This window comes from Variovorax sp. Varisp53 (assembly GCF_059491555.1).
This window is the reverse complement of sequence record NZ_CP168512.1, coordinates 5,378,889-5,396,404: the sequence shown is the minus strand read 5'-3', so window position 1 is coordinate 5,396,404 and position 17,516 is coordinate 5,378,889. Positions and strand designations below refer to the sequence as shown.

The 17,516-nt window shown below is 68.4% G+C and carries 13 protein-coding genes and 1 pseudogene; 5 read left to right on the top strand and 9 right to left on the bottom strand.

All coding sequences use genetic code 11. From position 1 onward, the window contains the following. Positions 1-98: 98 nt before the first annotated feature. Genes fdhF through ACEOAB_RS25350 form a run of 3 tightly spaced genes read left to right on the top strand, consistent with a single transcriptional unit; the run spans position 99 to position 4,180 of the window. The gene (fdhF, locus tag ACEOAB_RS25360; protein ID WP_413750981.1) at positions 99-2,975 is read left to right on the top strand and encodes a formate dehydrogenase subunit alpha; all 2,877 of its coding nucleotides are present in this window, start codon (positions 99-101) and stop codon (positions 2,973-2,975) included. Between the two features lie 4 nt (positions 2,976-2,979). Next, complete coding sequence (gene fdhD / locus ACEOAB_RS25355; protein ID WP_413750980.1) at positions 2,980-3,840, top strand: formate dehydrogenase accessory sulfurtransferase FdhD; 861 nt, start codon at positions 2,980-2,982, stop codon at positions 3,838-3,840. Between the two features lie 31 nt (positions 3,841-3,871). Beyond that, positions 3,872-4,180 carry a formate dehydrogenase subunit delta gene (locus tag ACEOAB_RS25350; protein ID WP_056595343.1) on the top strand — a complete coding sequence of 103 codons (309 nt, stop codon included), beginning with the start codon at positions 3,872-3,874 and terminating at the stop codon, positions 4,178-4,180. 9 nt (positions 4,181-4,189) lie between these two features. On the opposite strand, the gene ACEOAB_RS25345 is transcribed toward ACEOAB_RS25350, so the two are convergent. From ACEOAB_RS25345 to ACEOAB_RS25320, 6 genes and pseudogenes are all read right to left on the bottom strand, one after another. Continuing rightward, on the bottom strand, positions 4,190-4,489 hold the full coding sequence (locus ACEOAB_RS25345) for a hypothetical protein (protein WP_056595341.1): 300 nt from the start codon (positions 4,487-4,489) through the stop codon (positions 4,190-4,192). A 98-nt stretch (positions 4,490-4,587) separates the two neighbouring features. Beyond that, entirely contained in the window at positions 4,588-8,679 is a 4,092-nt protein-coding gene (locus tag ACEOAB_RS25340) for a translocation/assembly module TamB domain-containing protein (RefSeq protein ID WP_495653174.1), read from the bottom strand. Positions 8,680-8,687: 8 nt separating this feature from the next. Further along, positions 8,688-10,619, bottom strand: a pseudogene (locus ACEOAB_RS25335) (autotransporter assembly complex protein TamA). A gap of 62 nt (positions 10,620-10,681) precedes the next feature. Beyond that, positions 10,682-11,869: a vWA domain-containing protein gene (locus ACEOAB_RS25330; protein WP_413750434.1), complete on the bottom strand. Its 1,188-nt coding sequence runs from the start codon at positions 11,867-11,869 to the stop codon at positions 10,682-10,684. Between the two features lie 17 nt (positions 11,870-11,886). Then, entirely contained in the window at positions 11,887-12,474 is a 588-nt protein-coding gene (locus ACEOAB_RS25325; RefSeq protein WP_413750433.1) for a GNAT family N-acetyltransferase, read from the bottom strand. Between the two features lie 16 nt (positions 12,475-12,490). Further along, on the bottom strand, positions 12,491-13,345 hold the full coding sequence (locus tag ACEOAB_RS25320) for an AAA family ATPase (protein WP_007835007.1): 855 nt from the start codon (positions 13,343-13,345) through the stop codon (positions 12,491-12,493). Positions 13,346-13,505: 160 nt separating this feature from the next. Between ACEOAB_RS25320 and ACEOAB_RS25315 the strand changes: the two genes are divergently transcribed. After that, positions 13,506-14,198 (top strand): c-type cytochrome, encoded by a 693-nt coding sequence (locus tag ACEOAB_RS25315; protein WP_413750432.1) that lies wholly within the window; start codon positions 13,506-13,508, stop codon positions 14,196-14,198. A 69-nt stretch (positions 14,199-14,267) separates the two neighbouring features. On the opposite strand, the gene pcaG is transcribed toward ACEOAB_RS25315, so the two are convergent. Both pcaG and pcaH read right to left on the bottom strand, forming a co-directional pair. Next, a complete protein-coding gene (pcaG, locus tag ACEOAB_RS25310; protein WP_413750431.1) occupies positions 14,268-14,879 on the bottom strand; it encodes a protocatechuate 3,4-dioxygenase subunit alpha in 612 nt (203 codons plus the stop codon). A 174-nt stretch (positions 14,880-15,053) separates the two neighbouring features. Further along, entirely contained in the window at positions 15,054-15,779 is a 726-nt protein-coding gene (gene pcaH, locus ACEOAB_RS25305; protein ID WP_495653173.1) for a protocatechuate 3,4-dioxygenase subunit beta, read from the bottom strand. A gap of 107 nt (positions 15,780-15,886) precedes the next feature. Between pcaH and ACEOAB_RS25300 the strand changes: the two genes are divergently transcribed. Further along, entirely contained in the window at positions 15,887-16,876 is a 990-nt protein-coding gene (locus ACEOAB_RS25300) for a LysR substrate-binding domain-containing protein (protein ID WP_495653172.1), read from the top strand. A gap of 104 nt (positions 16,877-16,980) precedes the next feature. Here ACEOAB_RS25300 and ACEOAB_RS25295 read toward each other — a convergent pair whose 3' ends face one another. Beyond that, entirely contained in the window at positions 16,981-17,415 is a 435-nt protein-coding gene (locus ACEOAB_RS25295; RefSeq protein WP_007838777.1) for a DUF1841 family protein, read from the bottom strand. Between the last annotated feature and the right edge of the window lie 101 nt (positions 17,416-17,516).

The following is a 17,516-nucleotide window of genomic DNA, read 5'->3' as shown; positions in this document are numbered from 1 at the left end:
AGTACCCGGTGGCCTGTGCACGCGCCCCGAACGCAAATGCTCCGAACGCCAGCCCACTGAATAAAAGCCCACCGAGGCACAGAGAGAAAGCAAAAGACATGTTGGACCATCTGAAAGAAACCGACTACGGCACCCCCAAGCGCGAATCGACGCGCGAGGTCACGCTGGAAATCGACGGTACCGAAGTCACCGTGCCCGCCGGCACCTCGCTGATGCGCGCCGCGGTGGATGCCGGCATCAACGTGCCCAAGCTCTGCGCCACCGACAGCCTGGAGCCCTTCGGCTCATGCCGGCTGTGCCTCGTCGAGATCGAGGGCCGCAAGGGCTTTCCGGCCTCGTGCACCACGCCCGCCGAAGCCGGCATGAAGGTTCGCACCCAGACGCCGAAGCTGCAGGACCTGCGCAAGGGCGTGATGGAGCTCTACATCTCCGACCATCCGCTCGACTGCCTCACCTGCTCGGCCAACGGCAACTGCGAACTGCAGGACATGGCGGGTGTCACCGGCCTGCGCAACGTGCGCTACGGCTTCGACGGCGCCAACCACCTGAACGACCAGAAGGACGAGTCCAACCCGTACTTCAGCTATGACCCCTCCAAGTGCATCGTGTGCAACCGCTGCGTGCGCGCCTGCGAGGAAACGCAGGGCACCTTCGCGCTCACCATCAGCGGCCGCGGCTTCGAGTCGCGCGTGTCGCCGGGCCAGGACGAAGCCTTCATGGATTCGGAATGCGTAAGCTGCGGCGCCTGCGTCGAGGCCTGCCCCACCGCCACGCTGCAGGAAAAGTCGGTCATCTGGCTCGGCCAGCCCGAGCACAGCGTGATCACCACCTGCGCCTACTGCGGCGTGGGCTGCGCCTTCAAGGCCGAGATGAAGGGCAACGAGGTCGTGCGCATGGTGCCGTGGAAGGACGGCAAGGCCAACGAAGGCCACTCCTGCGTCAAGGGCCGCTTCGCCTGGGGCTACGCCACGCACCAGGACCGCATGCTCAAACCGATGATCCGCAAGAACATCAGCGACCCATGGCAGGAAGTGAGCTGGGACACCGCGCTGAACTACGCCGCGAGCGAGTTCAAGCGCCTGCAGGCCAAGTACGGCAAGGACTCGATCGGCGGCATCACCTCCTCGCGCTGCACCAACGAGGAAACCTACCTCGTGCAGAAGCTGGTGCGCGCCGCCTTCGGCAACAACAACGTCGACACCTGCGCGCGCGTGTGCCATTCGCCCACGGGCTATGGCCTGAAGCAGACGCTGGGCGAATCGGCGGGCACGCAGACCTTCGCATCGGTGGACAAGGCCGACGTCATCATGGTGATCGGCGCCAACCCGACCGACGGCCACCCGGTGTTCGCGTCGCGCATGAAGAAGCGGCTGCGCCAGGGCGCGAAGCTGATCGTGGTCGATCCGCGCCGCATCGACATCGTGAGGTCGCCGCACATCAAGGCCGCGCACCACCTGCAGCTGCGGCCCGGCACCAACGTGGCGGTGGTCACGGCGCTGGCGCACGTCATCGTCACCGAAGGCCTGATGGCCGACGACTTCGTGGCCGAGCGCTGCGACCTGGCCTCGTTCAAGGAATGGAAGTCGTACGTCGAGCGCCCCGAGCAGTCGCCCGAAGCCACCGAAGCCGCCACCGGCGTGCCGGCCGCCGAACTGCGCGCGGCCGCGCGGCTGTTCGCCACGGGCGGCAACGCCGCCATCTACTACGGCCTCGGCGTGACCGAGCACAGCCAGGGCTCGACGACCGTGATGGGCATCGCCAACCTCGCGATGGCCACCGGCAACGTCGGGCGCGAGGGCGTGGGCGTGAACCCGCTGCGCGGCCAGAACAACGTGCAGGGCTCCTGCGACATGGGCTCCTTCCCGCACGAGCTGCCGGGCTATCGCCACGTGTCGGACAGCACCACGCGTTCGGCCTTCGAGGCCGCATGGGGCATACAGATCGACCCCGAACCGGGCCTGCGCATTCCCAACATGTTCGATGCCGCGATCGGCGGCAGCTTCAAGGGCCTGTACTGCGAGGGCGAGGACATCGTGCAGTCGGACCCCAACACCCAGCACGTGGCCGCCGCGATGATGGCCATGGAATGCGTGGTGGTGCAGGACATCTTCCTCAACGAAACCGCCAAGTACGCGCACGTGTTCCTGCCGGGTTCCTCGTTCCTTGAAAAGGACGGTACCTTCACCAACGCCGAGCGCCGCATCTCGCGCGTGCGCAAGGTGATGCCGCCGAAGGCCGGCTATGCCGACTGGGAAGTGACCGTGAAGCTCGCGCAGGCCCTCGGCTATCCGATGGACTACAGCAGCCCCGAAGAGATCATGGACGAGATCGCCGCGCTGACGCCGACCTTCCACGGCGTGAGCTACCAGCGCCTCGACGAGCTCGGCAGCATCCAGTGGCCCTGCAACGACGCCGCGCCCGAGGGCACGCCCACCATGCACATCGACCGCTTCGTGCGCGGCAAGGGCAAGTTCATCGTCACGCAGTACGTGGCGACCGACGAGAAGGTCACGCGCATGTTCCCGCTGCTGCTGACCACGGGGCGCATCCTCTCGCAGTACAACGTGGGCGCGCAGACCCGGCGCACCGAGAACAACCAGTGGCACAGCGAAGACCGGCTGGAGATCCATCCGCACGATGCCGAGGAGCGCGGCGTGAAGGACGGCGACTGGGTCGGCATCCAGAGCCGTGCGGGCGAGACGGTGCTGCGCGCGACGGTGTCCGAGCGCATGCAGCCGGGCGTGGTCTACACCACCTTCCACTTCCCCGAGTCGGGCGCCAACGTCATCACCACCGACAACTCCGACTGGGCCACCAACTGCCCCGAGTACAAGGTGACGGCCGTGCAGGTGGCGCCGGTGATGCAGCCCTCGGCCTGGCAGCAGGAGTACAGCCGCTTCAACAAGGTCCAGCTGGACCTTGCGACGGCCGGCTCGGCGCAGGCTCCGCGCAACGAGACGATCCCCGCCAAGTAGCGCCATGGACATCGCCACCTTGCCCGCCGCGGACGGCGCCGACACCTTCTGCGAGGGCGCGCGCCTGCTGCCCGTGCACGGCGTGCGCGGCGGCGAGGCCTATGCGGTGCAGGACTGGGTGGCCGAGGAAGTGCCGGTGGCGCTGGAGTTCAACGGCATCTCGCATGCGGTGATGCTCGCGACGCCGCTGGACCTGGAAGACTTCGCGCTCGGCTTCTCGCTCAGCGAGGGCATCCTCGACCACGCGCACGAACTCTATGCGGTGGAGACGGGCGAATCGGAGCTCGGCATCACGGTGCGCCTGCAGGTGGCGAGCGCCGCCTTCGCGCGCCTGAAGCAGAGGCGCCGCACGATCGCGGGCCGCACCGGCTGCGGCCTGTGCGGCACCGAGAGCCTGGCGCACGTCTCGCGCGAGCTGCCGGTGCTCGCGGATCCGGCAGGGCTGCTCGAACGGCAGGCCATCGCGCGCGCGATGCTGCAGGTTCAGTCGTTGCAGACGCTGCAGCAGGCCACCGGTGCGGTGCACGCCGCGGCCTGGTGCTCGGCCGATGGCGAGGTGCAGTGGCTGCGCGAGGACGTGGGCCGCCACAACGCGCTCGACAAGCTGATCGGCGCACTCGCGAACAACGACGTCGACGCATCCGCCGGCTTCATCGCCGTGACCAGCCGCGCCAGTTTCGAGATGGTGCAGAAGACGGCGATGGCCGGCGTGCCGCTGCTGGCTGCGGTGTCCGCGCCGACTTCGTTCGCGGTGGCCACGGCCGAGCGCGCGGGGCTCACGCTGGTCGGTTTCGCGCGCAAGGACGACCTGGCGGTCTACAGCCACCCCGGGCGCCTGGCGGCGGCCGGGTACGGCGCGCACTGAAGCAGTCATCCAATCATTCCAAAGGCAGTGCATGCACGATCACGATCCGACGGCGCAACTGGTCAAGATGGCCAACCAGATCGGCACCTTCTTCCAGGCGCAATCGCCGAGCGACGCCACCATGGCCACGAACGCGATCGCCGCGCACCTGAAGTCGTTCTGGGCGCCGAGCATGCGCGTGCAGCTGATCCGCGCGCTCGAAGCGGGCGCTGCAACGGGACTGCTGCCGATCGTCGCATCCGCGGTTCGCGGCCACCGCGCGAATCTGCTGCCCGGCGGGGCGCGCGAGGCCGGCGAGGCGAAGGAGCAGTTTCCGCAGGGCGGCGGCGACGCGGGTTGAGCGCGAGGCCTAGACGCCCCAGCTTCGGCCGGCCATGCGTTCTGCCTGCGACTTGAGCAGCGCCTCATAGCACAGGCACAGCGGCATGGCGACGAACACCATGCCCGCGACGTAGATCACCAGGCTCATCACGGGGAACTCGTTGCCGCCCCAATGAGGGATCGACGTGGCCAGTGCCGCGAGGGCGACGGCCGCGATCACCGCATGCAGCGCGCTGCGCACGAGCGTGATCCGCGCCGACGCTGGCGGGCTGGATGTCTGACGGTCCGCTGCCGGGCTGTGGTCGCCCTTGTCTCCATCGTTGTTCATCGTCGCTCCTCGGTGAAGGCGTCGGCGATTCTTGATCGCGGCCGGGGCCGGGTCAAGATCGAAGTCCCTTGCCCGGCCGCTCGCGGCAGGCTCGGTCGTCAGTCGTACTTCACCGTGTAGATCAGGTCCAGCCCGCTCGTCTGCCCCGCCTGGCCCCGCAGCGTGAGCCGGGTCGTCAGGTCGTAGAAGATGAAGAGCGTGCCGAAGGTCCCGCCGATGCTGCGTTCGTAGGTGAGGTAGAAATCCTTCGACAGCCGCTTGCCCAGCGTCACGGCCGACTCGCGCAGGTCGCCGCCGCTGCCCGGTCCCTTGAAGCCGAGCTCGTCCAGCCCGAAGCGGCTGGCCAGGCTGCCGCCGCTGCTGCTGCTGCCGATCTTGCCGATGAGCGAGAGCGCGGCCTGCTGCAGCAGCGCCGATTCGCCACCACTGGTGGCCGAGGCCCGGCCCAGGATCACCCACGACAGCGTCTCGGCGTCGGACAGCGCGGGCTCCGAGTAGAGCTTCACGCGCGGCGATTGCGCGGTGCCGGTGATCTGCACGCCCGCGCGCTGCGACAGGTTCGGTCGGATCGCGAGGATGTCCAGTGCCGGGTTGTCGAACGGTCCGTTGAAGCGCGCGAGGCCGGTCTCCACGTCGAGCTGCTGGCCGTAGGCGCGGTACTGGCCCTTCACCGTCTTGACCTCGCCCGTGATGCGCGGCGGCGCATTGAGCCTGGTGCTGCGGATCTCCAGGTTGCCTTCGAGCCGCGTGGTGATGCCGCGGCCCTGCACGGCGAAGTCGTCGCCCAGGTCGAAGTCGACGGCGATGTCCGGCGGCTTGGCGGTCTGGGGCTTGGCAGCCTGTGCGTTGGCGCTGGCGGATTCGCGCTGCGCCGCCTCGGCCGCCTCGGCGGCCTCGCGGTCCTTGGCGGCGGAGCGCACGACGACGTCGCTGCCCAGGCTGGGCGCGGTCTCGTCGGGCAGGATGATGACGGCGCGGTCGGTCTTGAGCTTGCCGCGCACCCGGAACTGGCCGTTGTCGAGCTGCGCCTGCAGGTCGCCCGAGAGCGTGACCTGCCGGTCGGTGCTCACCAGCACGCGCAGCGCGCGCAGCTGGCCCTGCAGGGCCATGCGGATGCCCGAGGCGCTGCCGCTCGCGGGGCCCCAGCCGAGGTTGCCGCTGGCCGAGAGGGTGCCGCCGTCGGTGCGGGCCTCGCTGGCGGCGGTGCTGCGGTTGCCGCTCTGGCCGCCGATGCGCACGGAGCTGCCGGCGCCGCCCTTGAGCGTGAATTCGGTGATGTCGACGCGCTCGCCCGAGAGCGTGGCGCGCAGGCGGCCGTCGTGCAGGTCCAACCCTTCGACCGGCGCGCGCAGTGCGAGCTTGTCGGCGCCCATCGTGCCGTTCCAGCGCGGCACGGCGCGGTTGCCCGACAGCGTGGCGCTGGCGTCGAGCGTGCCCGCAATGCGCCAGCCCGGCGGCGCGAGCATCGACCACACACCGAGGTTTGGCAGCGCGGCCTTGATGGTGCCGCCCAGCGGTGCGTCGGGTGCCCACTGCCAGCCACCGGCGCGCTGCTGCACGCGGGTGTCGATGGCGGCGTCGATCTTGCCGGCGCGTTCGCTGTCCCACACGAGGACGGCGCGCACGGCGTCACCTTCGGCATCGAGCCGCAACTCGGCCTGGCGCAGGCCGGCCGGCGTGCTGGGCGCGTCGCCGCTCGCGGAAGCCGCGTTCATCGTGCGCTCGCTCGCGGTGCCCGTGCCGGTGCTGGTGATGCGCGTGACCAGCGCAGCCTCGCCGGCCTGCACGCGGATGTCGCCGCTCTGGCGCGCGAGGCGGGCCTTGGCGTGCAGCGTGTCGCCGGCGTCGATGTCCCAGTCGCCGTTGAACAACAGGTCGCCGCTGATGCCGTATTCGCCCAGCGTGGCGTTCGCGCCGAACGCGCCGGCCCAGGCCATCGGCAGGCCCTGCAGCTGGCCCTTCGACTGCACGCGGAACACGCGGTTGGGCGCGGCGCCGCTCTGGCTGAAGCGCAGCGGCTGCCAGTCGATGCGCACGGTGCCGGGCACGGGGCCACGCAGCGTGGCCGCGGCGGCGGAGGCTTCGACGTCGAGGCGGGGTGATGCGTTGCCGGTGCTGCTGCGGATGGTCGCGGTCACTTCGCGGCTCAGTTCCAGCATCCAGGGAGCGCCGGGGCGGGCGCTGTCCTGCGCCTGCAGCTTCAGGCTGGCGAGCGCCGCGCGCCATTGGCCGGTGCCTGCGATGCCGCCGCTGGCGCGGGTGTCGATGGCGAACTTCTGCGTGCCGGTGGCGGCTTCGCCCTTCAGCGTGAGCGCGGCCTGCGCGAGGCTGCCGGCGAGGTCGGCGTGCAGGTCGCGCAGCTGCAGGTTGGTGGCGGTGCCGCCGGGTTGCTCGGAGGGCAGGCTCAGGTCGAGTCGCGGCACGCCGAGCACGGCCTTGATGCTGGGTTCGATGCTGCCGCGCGGCGCAGGCGCGTTGGGGCTCTGCAGCCGGCGCTGGAACGTTCGCCAGCCGCCCTGCCAGTTCGCATCGAGTTTCGCGGAGCCCTTGGCGCCCGCGTTCGCGAACACGCCGGACAGCCCCGGCAGGCTCTGCACCCAGCGCTGCACGGCGTCGGCGTCGTCGATGGCGGCCTTGATCTCGCCGCCGCCCGAATCGGGCGCGATGCGGCCTTCGACCTGCGCGCCGCCGCCCGGCAGCGCGAGGGCCAGCTTGCCGCTCGCAGCCTGCTCGGCCACGCGCACCTGCAAGCGGCCGTTGACGCTGGCGCGCTGGGCCTCGATGCGCAGCGTGCGCAGGTCGAGCACCTGGTCTTTCCACTGGCCCTGCGCCAATGCGCGGTCGAGCGCGAAGCCGGGCAGGGCCTTGCTGCCGGCGCCGCCTTCGGCGCGCAGGGCGGCGTCGAAGGTGATGGTGCTTTCCTTCTGCTCGGCCTTGAGCGTGCCGCTCACGGGCGCACCCGAGAGTTCGCTGTACAGCGCGCCCGGCCGCACGCCGCGCACGGTGGCCTGGGCCTGCCAGGGCGAGGGCGCGGGGCTCCACTTGCCGGCCGCGTCGATGCGGCCGCCGCCCGCGCGCACGGTGGCCTCGGGAACGGTCCAGTTCGTGCCGTCGAAGCCCACGCGGGCCTGCACCTGTTCGAGTGGCAGCTTCTCTTTGTCCCACGGGCCGGGCACGGCGTTGCGGATGTCGGCCGAGGCCTTCCACGCGGCGGGGCCGGTGTCGGCGTCGGGCTGCAGTTCGACCATACCGGTGAGCCGCGTCCCCGGCGCATCGGGCCAAAGGCTCGATGCGTCGACGTTGTGCAGATCGGCCTTCGCGTCGATCACCGGCTGGGGCAGCCAGGGCGCGATCTGTGCCTGCAGTTTGGCTTCCATCGGCGCGTCGGCGTTCTCTTCGGCAGGCTTCAGTTCGGCAGCCACCTGCAGCCGCGCGGCCGTGCCGGCGAGCGTGCCTTTCACCGTGGCGGTGGCCAGCACGTCGATGTTGCGGTCTTCGGCCAGCGGCGCCTTCACGCGGCCGTCGAGCGCCGCGTCGATGGCCATGGGCGCGGGGCCTTCGAGCTTCACGCGGGCGCTGTAGTGGCCGTCGGCAACGTCGACGCCCTTGATCTCCAGCGCGTGCTCGGCGGCCTTGTTGTAGCTGTAGTTGCCCGAGAGGTTGAGCGCCCGCAGCACGGGTGGGCCGGCCCAGCGCACTTCGTCGATGCGAAAGGGCAGCTCGACCTCGACCGGCAGCACGAGCTGTTCGAGCGGCTTGGTGGGCTCCTCGCTCGGCGGGCCGCGCTTTTCGATCAGCACCTGCTTCGCGTGCACCTCGCCGAGGTGCACCTTGCGCTGGAACAGCGGGGCTAGTGTCCAGCCGATGGTGGCATCGTTCACCTCGACGGCGATGCTCTCGCTCTGGTACTTGAGCCAGCCGATGTGGCCGCCGGTGCGCAGCGAGCCGGTGACGTCGCGGCTCTCCAGGGTCTGGCCGGCCGGCAGCCGCTGCGCGGCCTGCGCGAGCGCGAAGGCGAGCGACTTGTCGGAGCCGATGTACCACCAGGCGCCGGCAGCGAGCAGCATCACCATCATCACCAGGCCGGCCGCGGTCCAGGCCAGGGCAAGCGCGGCGCGCCGTGCGCGCGAGCGCCGCACGGCAGGAGGCATGGGCGTCGGCGTCGGCGTAGGTTCGGTGTCGGTCTGCATCGGAAGCATCAGAAGGTGAAGCCGAGGCGAAAGTGCAGGCGGAACTTCTTCGAGTCCACGCCGTAGGCCAGGTCGGCCTGCACCGGCCCGACCGGGCTGCGCCAGCGCGCACCCACGCCGACGCCCACCTTGGGCTTGAGCTCGCCGGGCTTGTCGGCCACGGCGCCGGCATCGACGAACACCACGCTCTCCCATTCGGTGAGCTTGTCGTTGTAGACGAAGGGGCGCTGCCACTCCACGCTGGCCACGCCGAGGTAGCGGCCCGCAACGGTCTGGCCGTCGGCGCGCACGGTGCCGATCTGCTTGTAGCTGTAGCCGCGCACGGTGGTGTCGCCGCCGGTCAGGAACATCAGCGTGGAGGGGATCTGCGCGCTGTCCTTGGCCGACACCGCGCCGGCCTCCACGCGCAGCTGCAGCCGGCTGCGGCGCGCGCGCGTTTCCTTGTCCTCGGCCGAGCCCAGCGGCAGCACGCCGAGCCAGCGTGCGTAGGTGCGCGTGAAGGGCATCTGCTCGCCGGTGAGCGTGTAGCCCGCGGCCACTTCGAGCGCGAGGCCGAAGCCGCGCGAGGGCGCTGCGTTGTCGTCGAAGTAGCGCCCGGTCCAGCCCCAGTTGGCCGTCACGGCCGAGGCCGAGGGCGGCGCGTTGGTGCCGCGGTTTCGCGCGTAGTCGTACTGCAGGAAATAGCTGCGGTCGATGTGGTCGCTCGACTTGCTGCGACCGCCACGCAGGCGTCCGCTGTCGACCACGTAGCTGCCCGATTGCTCGCTCTTCAGTTCGGCGCCCGAGAACCAGCGCCAGCCGCGGTCGTCGGGAATCGCCTTCCATTCGGTGCCGAGCGACTTGATGTCGCGGTCGACCGACAGCCGCGAGACGGCGCGCCAGCCCAGCAGCGGGATCTGGTTGTGGATGTGGTCGATCGACAGGCGCGGGCCGTTGTCGGTGGTGAAGCCCACGCCGAGCACCACTTTCTGCAGCGGCGCCTCGCGCAGCTGCGCGATGACGGGCGCGGCCAGCGGATTGCCGCTCTCGGTGTCGAGCGTGAGGAACACCGAGTCGTAGTAGCCGCTGCTGGCCAGGCGCTGCTGGGCATCGAGCAGCTTCTGCTGGTCGTAGTCGGTGCCGCTGGGCAGGCGCGCGATGCGGCGCGCGCCGTCGGGGTCGTAGCGCTGGATGCCGTTCAGCACCAACGGGCCGAACTTGTAGGCCGGGCCCGACTGGTAGGTGACGCTCAGGCGGGCCTCGCTGCGGTCGGCGTCCACTTCGGCACGGCTGATCTCGATGCTGCCGGTGGGAAAGCGGTTGGCCGTGAGGCTGCGCAGCGCCGTGGTCTTGGCGCTGTCCCAGGCTTGCTGCGTGAAGGGCTGGCCGGCGCGCAGGCTCCAGTTGGTGCGGATCGAATCGCGCTGCGGCTCGGCGGCTGCGTCGTCGGCGATCGGGCCGCCGTAGCTGATCTGCACGTTGCTCACCTTGGTGGGCTCGCCCGGCGACACGGTGATGACGATCTCGCGCGGGGCCTTGGTGCTCTCGGGCGTCTCGTTGAGTTCGAGCGTCAGCGTGGGCGTGAAGTAGCCGAGGGTGCCGAGCAGTTCGCGGGCGTTGGCCTCGGCGGCCACCATCAGGCGCGAGATCTCGGTCGCGCCGAGGTCGTCGAGCTCGCGGTAGCGCTGGATTTCGAGGTGGAGCCTGAGGTAGTCGCGCACGGCCTCGGGGCCGCGTACATCGACGGTGAAGGCGTCGCGCTTGTCGGCCTTGGCCTTGTCGTCTTTTTACTTGTCGTCATCCGCGGTGGCGGCGCCGCCGCTGCGCACGAGGCCGGCCGCAGGCTTGCTTTCAGTGCTTTCCTTTTTCGGCAGCAGGCTGCAGCCTTGCAGAAGCAGGACGCCGGAAAAAAGCAAAGCCGGCCACCACGCCGGCGAGGAAACTGGAACCACCCTGACCATGGGCGGATTCTGACAGCAAGCTCTTCCGGTTCCCGAAGGCCCCGGCGACAGGCGCTTTCGTCCTACTTCGAGAGCATGCGCATGGCCTCTTCAAGGCCGCGCAGGGTCAGGGGGTACATGCGGTTGGACATCAGCTGCTGCATCACCGCGATGCTCTGGCGGTACTGCCACACGCCCTGCGGCTCGGGGTTGATCCACGCGAACTTCGGGAAGGTGTGCGTGAGGCGCTGGATCCACTCGGCGCCGGCCTCCTCGTTGTTGTATTCGACGCTGCCGCCGGGCTGCAGGATCTCGTAGGGGCTCATGGTCGCGTCGCCGACGAAGATGAGCTTGTAGTCCTTGTTGTACTTGCGCAGGATGTCCCAGGTCGCGAACTTCTCGGAGAAGCGGCGCTTGTTGTTCTTCCACATGAAGTCGTACACGCAGTTGTGGAAGTAGAAGAACTCCAGGTGCTTGAACTCGGTCTTCACGGCCGAGAACAGCTCTTCCACGCGCTGGATGTGCTCGTCCATCGTGCCGCCCACGTCCATGAGCAGCAGCACCTTGACGTTGTTGTGGCGCTCGGGCCGCATCTTGATGTCGAGGAAGCCCGCATTGGCCGCGGTCGAGTGGATGGTGTCGTCGAGGTCCAGCTCTTCGTCGTGGCCTTCGCGCGCGAACTTGCGCAGCCGGCGCAGCGCGACCTTGATGTTGCGCGTGCCGAGTTCCTGCGTGTCGTCGTAGTCCTTGTAGGCGCGCTGGTCCCACACCTTCACGGCGCTCTTGTTCTTGCCGGCGCCGCCGATGCGCACGCCCTGCGGGTTGTAGCCGCCGTGGCCGAAGGGCGAGGTGCCGCCGGTGCCGATCCACTTGCTGCCGCCTTCGTGGCGTTCCTTCTGCTCCTCGAAGCGCTTCTTGAGCGTTTCCATGAGCTCGTCCCAGCCCATCTTCTCGATCTTGGCTTTTTCTTCGGCGGTGAACTCGCGCTCGAGCGTTTTCTTGAGCCAGTCGAGCGGCACTTCCTTGGTGAAGTCGGTGAGCATCTCCACGCCCTTGAAATAGGCGGCGAAGGCACGGTCGAACTTGTCGTAGTGCTTCTCGTCCTTCACGAGCGCAGTGCGCGAGAGGTAGTAGAAGTCGTCGATGCCGTAGGCGCCGTCGGAATTGGGCCCCACCACGTCGGCCTGCAGGGCTTCGAGCAGCGTGAGGTATTCCTTGACCGACACCGGCAGCTTGGCCGAGCGCAGCGTGTAGAAGAAGTCGATGAGCATGGGGCGCTCCTTGTGTGTCAGCCGCGTGGCTTGTCGAGCAGGTACAGCAGCTGCGCCTTCACCTCGGGCCATTCGCCCGCGCGCAGGCTGTACATGACGGTGTCGCGGATGGTGCCGTCGCGGCGCATCGCGTGGCCGCGGATCACGCCGTCCTTCTTCGCGCCGAGCCGCTCGATGGCGCGCTGCGATGCGAAGTTGAAATTGTCGGTGCGCCAGCCCACGGTGTTGCAGCCGAGTGCGTCGAAGGCATGCGTGAGCATCAGCAGCTTGCAGGTGGTGTTGACGTGCGTGCGCTGGCAGCGCGCGGCGTACCACGTGTAGCCGATCTCCACGCGCTTCACGCCCGGCAGGATGTCATGGAAGCTGGTGGTGCCGAGCACGGTGCCGGTGGCCTCGTCGGTCACGGCGAAGGCGAAGCGGTCGGCGGTCTTGAGCGCGGTCTCGATGTAGGCGCGCGTGTCCTGCGGCTCGGGCACGGAGGTGACGCGCAGCTTCCACAGCTCGCCGTCCGCGGCCGCGGCGCGCAGGCCTTCTTCGTGGGCCAGCGACAACGGCACCAGCGCGATGCCGCGGGCCTTCAGCGTGGCAGGTTCGATGAACGCCATGGCGAAGCCTGTGCAGTTATCTGTTGTTGCGCTGCATGAACACGAGCTTCTCGAACAAGGTCACGTCCTGTTCGTTCTTGAGCAGCGCGCCCACCAGCGGCGGCACGGCGACCTTGTCGTCCTTGCTCTGCAGCGCCTCGAGTGGAATGTCTTCGGCCACCAGCAGCTTGAGCCAGTCGAGCAGCTCGGAGGTCGAGGGCTTCTTCTTCAGGCCGGGCAGGTTGCGCACGTCGTAGAAGGTCTTCATCGCGGACGTGAGCAGCTCCTGCTTGAGGCCGGGGAAGTGCACGGCGACGATGTGCTTCATCGTCTCGGCATCGGGGAACTTGATGTAGTGGAAGAAGCAGCGGCGCAGGAAGGCGTCGGGCAGCTCCTTCTCGTTGTTGGAGGTGATGAACACCACCGGCCGGTGCTTGGCGCGGATGAGTTCGCGCGTCTCGTAGCAGTAGAACTCCATGCGGTCGATTTCGCGCAGCAGGTCGTTCGGGAATTCGATGTCGGCCTTGTCGATCTCGTCGATCAGCAGCGCCACCGGCTGGTCGGCCGTGAAGGCCTGCCAGAGCACGCCCTTGACGATGTAGTTGTTGATGTCGCTCACGCGCTCGCCGCCGTCGAGGTCCTTGAGCTGCGAGTCGCGCAGGCGGCTCACGGCGTCGTATTCATACAGGCCCTGCTGCGCCTTGGTGGTCGACTTGATGTGCCATTGCAGCAGCGGCAGGCCGAGCGACTGGGCCACTTCCTCGGCCAGCATGGTCTTGCCGGTGCCGGGTTCGCCCTTGACGAGCAGCGGACGCTTCAGGGTGATGGCCGCATTGACCGCGAGCATCAGGTCTTGCGTGGCGACGTAGTTGTCTGAGCCCTGGAATTTCATGAGTGAGATGAGTGAGGCGGAGGCTGGGGTGGAGAAAAGAACACACTCGACACGCGTTGTGCAGCCTCAGGGTTGGCCTGCACAGGGTTCCGGAGGACCCCTGCATATAATCGAATGTTGATTCGAAAAACTGTACTCTCCACGAGATTGTGCGCGCAAAATGAACAAGTTGTTGACCACGATGTTTGCCCTTGCTGTCGCTTGCGTGACGCTCTCGGCACAGGCCCAGCAAGTCACTGGCAAGGCCCAGGACGGCGCAAAGAAGGTTGCGATGTGCGTGGGCTGCCACGGCATCATCGGCTACCAGGCCAGCTTCCCTGAGATCCACAAGGTGCCGATGATCGCCGGCCAGAGCGCCACGTACATCACGGCGGCGCTCACCGCGTACAAGGGGGGCGACCGCAAGCATCCCACCATGCGCGCCATCGCCGACACGCTCACCGAGCAGGACATCGCCGACGTCGCCGCCTACTACAGCCAGCTGGGCGTGAAGCAGGACGAGGCACCGCCGGCCACGCTCGCCAAGGCCACGCCCGAGAACATCCAGGCGCTGATCTCCCGCGACAAGGACAACAACTGCACCAAGTGCCACGGCGCCAACTTCAACACGCCGAACGACGGCACCGTGCCCAAGCTGGCCGGCCAGCATGCCGACTACCTGTTCGTCGCGCTCAAGTCCTACCGCGTGAAGAACAACCCGCACCTCGGCCGATCCAACGCGGTGATGGGCCAGCAGGTCGAACCCAAGAAGTTCACCAACGCCGAACTCAAGACGCTGGCCAGCTACATCAGCTCGCTGCCCGGCGAACTGAAGACGGTGCCCGAGTCGCGCATTCACCACGGCGCCGAATAAGCGCTTCGAAGCCGGCAACAAAAAAACCCGCTGCGAGCGGGTTTTTTTACGTCCGGGATTTCCCTGAGATCAGACGTCGAAGAACGCCGTCTCGTCCGTGCCCTGCATGCGGATGTCGAAGCGGTACGTCACCGCGCCGCCTTGCTCCACGCGCTCGGCGATCAGCGTGTGGCGGCGCTCGGCGGGCACGCTCTGCAGCACCGCGTCCTTCGCGTTGGCCTCGGCCTCGTCGCTGAAGTACACGCGCGTGAACGCATGCAGCAGCAGCCCGCGCATCAGCACGATCACGTTGATGTGCGGCGCTTCGCCGGGCGCCTGCGCGCCGGGCTTCACGGTGTGGAACACGAAGCGGTTGCCCTCGGCGGTGCCGGTACCGACACGGCCGAATGCGCGAAAGCCCATGGCGCGCGCTTCTTCGGGCGTCTGCGGGTAGCGGCCTTCGCCGTCGGGCTGGCTGATCTCGACCAGCGCGTCGTTGATCGGGTTGCCGTCGCCGTCGATCACGCGGCCTTCGAGGCGAATGCGATGGCCGGCGGCGGTGTCGAGCGCCAGCACGGCGTCGAAGGGCTGGTCGAAGTCGTAGCCGTACTGCGTGGCGGTGAGGCCGTAGGCGAAGTAGGGGCCCACGGTTTGCGAGGGGGTCTGGCCGTAGTCGGCTTCCTGTGCGGTCATCAATGACATGGGTAGTTCCTTTCAGTTTTCCACCAGGCAATTGCGCGGGGCGCGACGCATGACCCCAACACGGCCGAGTTCGGGAACACCGCGGAACCGGCTTTGCCGGGCCGCTGGTGTTGCCCCCGGCGAGGGGGTAGGCGAAGCGACACGAAGTGCGCGAAGCCTGGGGGAGTGTTTCATTCAGCGGTTCTCGAAGGGCGTTTCGTCTGCGCCGCGCAGCACGATGTCGAACTGGTAGCCCAGTGCGTAGCCTTCTTCGGTGATGTCGAGGCTGAAGTCGGCAATGAGGCGGTTGCGGTAGCGCTCGGGCGTGCCGGTGACCATGGGGTCGTACTGCAGCAGCGGGTCACCGGGGAAGTACATCTGCGTGACCAGGCGGCTCGCAAAGCTCTGGCCGAACAGCGACAGGTGGATGTGCTGCGGACGCCAGGCGTTCGGGTGGTTGCCCCAGGGATAGGCGCCGGGCTTGATGGTGAGGAAGCGGTAGCGGCCTTCGCTGTCGGTCAGGCAGCGGCCCGCGCCCAGGAAGTTGGGGTCGAGCGGCGCGTCATGCTGGTCGACCTTGTGCACGTAGCGGCCCGAGGCGTTGGCCTGCCAGAGTTCGACCAGCGTGTTGGCCACAGGGCGGCGTCGCTCGTCGAGCACCTGGCCGGTGAGGATCATGCGTTCGCCCAGCGGCTCGCCGTTGCGGCGCGCATTGCGCGTGAGGTCGTGGTCGAACTCGCCGATGCTGTCGTGGCCATACACCGGCTGCTGCAGCTCGCCGAGCGAGGCCTTCAGCGGGATCAGCGGCTTCTGCGGGCCGCGCTTCGCGGTGGACTTGTAGCCCGGATAGACGTAGCTGGGATGGGCTTCCCAGTCGCGCGGGGTGAGGGTGGGCTGGGGCCCTGGGGTCTTGGTCGACATGTGCGTTGTCTCCTGCTGTCGTGGGACGAATCGGGAAGCCGCCACTTTAGAAGCGCCATTCGATGATGTAAATTGAAGAATTCTCCGTTCTCAATAACCAGCAGGAATTGAAAGACTCCGCCGATCTTCGACAGGATTTCGTGCGCAGCGTGCAGCTGCGGCACCTGCGCTGCCTCGTGGCCGTGGCGCAGGAGCGCCATCTCGCGCGCGCCGCCGAGCGGCTGGCGCTGAGCCAGCCGGCGGTGTCCAAGACGCTGTCCGAGCTGGAGGCGATCGTCGGCACGCGGCTGGTCGAGCGCAGCAAGGCCGGCCGGCGCGGCGTGCAGGGGCTCACGGCGGCCGGCGAGCAACTGCTGGCGCATGCCCTGCGCGTGCTGGAAGCGCTCGATGCCAGCGCGCAGGCGGTGGCGCCGGCAGATGGCGGGCGCATCGAGCGGCTGCGCATCGGCGCGCTGCCGAGCGTGGCGCCGGCGCTGCTGCCGGTGGCGCTGGCGCGGCTGCGCGACAGCCGGCCATCGGTGCAGATCGTGGTGAAGAGCGCCGCCAACGCCGTGCTGCTCGACGAACTGCGCGCCGGCGAGCTCGACCTCGTGGTCGGCCGCATGAGCGATCCGCGCCTGATGGGCGGCCTGAGCTTCGAGTTGCTGCACACCGAGCCGCTGGTGTTTGCCGTGCGAGCCGGCCATCCGCTCGCGTCGAAGGCTGTGTCGGTGCAGGCGGTGCTGGCCTATCCGCTGGTGGTGTACGGCGAGGGCACGATCCCGCGCCACAACACCGAGAGCTTTCTGTCGGCGCGCGGCCTCGTGCTGCCGTCCAATGCATTGCAGACGCTCGACGTGGCGGTGGCGCGGGCGCTGGTGGCGGTGTCCGATGCGGTGTGGATCACGCCGCTGGGTGCCGCGCGCGGCGAGCTGGCGGACGGGCGCCTCGTGCGGCTGCGCATCGAGACCGCCGGCACCGAGGAGCCGGTCGGGCTGCTGCAGCGCAGCGATGCCGAGCCTTCGGCCCTGCGCGGTGCCATGGCCGCGCTGCTGCGCGAGGCCGCGAAGCAGCAGGGGGCGGTGCCGCCGAAGTCCCGGAGCAAGCCCAGGGCCTAGCCGACGTCTTTCGCGAACACCGCGGAACCGGCTTTGCCGGGCCGCAGGTGTTGCCCCCTGCAAGGGGGTTGGCAAAGCGACACGAAGTGCGCGAAGCCTGGGGGTTAGTCCTTGGTCGCTCGCCGCTGCACGCAGGCGACGTAGCCCTCGCCATCCGGCGGCCTGCCCGCCCGCTGGCTCTCCCACATCATCTGGCCCAGGCAGTCCATTGCCTCGTGATGCGCATGCAGCAGCGAGCCGCGGCGCGCGGCCAGCAGCTCGACGGCCTGGCGGATGCCGCGCGGCTGGTCGATGGAGCACTGCTCGCTGATCGACAAATGCATCGACAGATGAAGGAACGGGTTTTCGCGCCCGTTCGATCCGTCGTAGACCCGCGCCACCGCCGCGTCTGCGTCGGCGAGATCCTCGTGGTACTCGGGATGCTCGTCGATCCAGCCGGCGGCGATGGTCTCGAGCGCTTCCATCGGCAAGCCCTGCCGGTGCTTGGCGTACACGTCGCAGAAGAAGCGGCGCACGTCTTCCTGGGAGGGATTGAACATATCTATAGAAGAGGAAGAAAGAAAAAAGAAGGAAGTGGGATCCTGCGCAAGAGCCAGTACGCAAGCCCGGAGCAAGACCTCGGATGTGTCGGACGTTCCGG

Coding starts and splice junctions, on each gene's coding strand:
- ACEOAB_RS25295 (WP_007838777.1), bottom strand. CDS start 17,415: ATGTTCAATCCCTCCCAGGAAGACGTGCGCCGCTTCTTCTGCGACGTG.
- ACEOAB_RS25340 (WP_495653174.1), bottom strand. CDS start 8,679: ATGCAGACCGACACCGAACCTACGCCGACGCCGACGCCCATGCCTCCT.
- fdhD (WP_413750980.1), top strand. CDS start 2,980: ATGGACATCGCCACCTTGCCCGCCGCGGACGGCGCCGACACCTTCTGC.
- fdhF (WP_413750981.1), top strand. CDS start 99: ATGTTGGACCATCTGAAAGAAACCGACTACGGCACCCCCAAGCGCGAA.
- pcaH (WP_495653173.1), bottom strand. CDS start 15,779: ATGTCGACCAAGACCCCAGGGCCCCAGCCCACCCTCACCCCGCGCGAC.
- ACEOAB_RS25315 (WP_413750432.1), top strand. CDS start 13,506: ATGAACAAGTTGTTGACCACGATGTTTGCCCTTGCTGTCGCTTGCGTG.
- ACEOAB_RS25330 (WP_413750434.1), bottom strand. CDS start 11,869: ATGCTCATCGACTTCTTCTACACGCTGCGCTCGGCCAAGCTGCCGGTG.
- ACEOAB_RS25325 (WP_413750433.1), bottom strand. CDS start 12,474: ATGGCGTTCATCGAACCTGCCACGCTGAAGGCCCGCGGCATCGCGCTG.
- ACEOAB_RS25350 (WP_056595343.1), top strand. CDS start 3,872: ATGCACGATCACGATCCGACGGCGCAACTGGTCAAGATGGCCAACCAG.
- ACEOAB_RS25320 (WP_007835007.1), bottom strand. CDS start 13,345: ATGAAATTCCAGGGCTCAGACAACTACGTCGCCACGCAAGACCTGATG.
- ACEOAB_RS25345 (WP_056595341.1), bottom strand. CDS start 4,489: ATGAACAACGATGGAGACAAGGGCGACCACAGCCCGGCAGCGGACCGT.
- pcaG (WP_413750431.1), bottom strand. CDS start 14,879: ATGTCATTGATGACCGCACAGGAAGCCGACTACGGCCAGACCCCCTCG.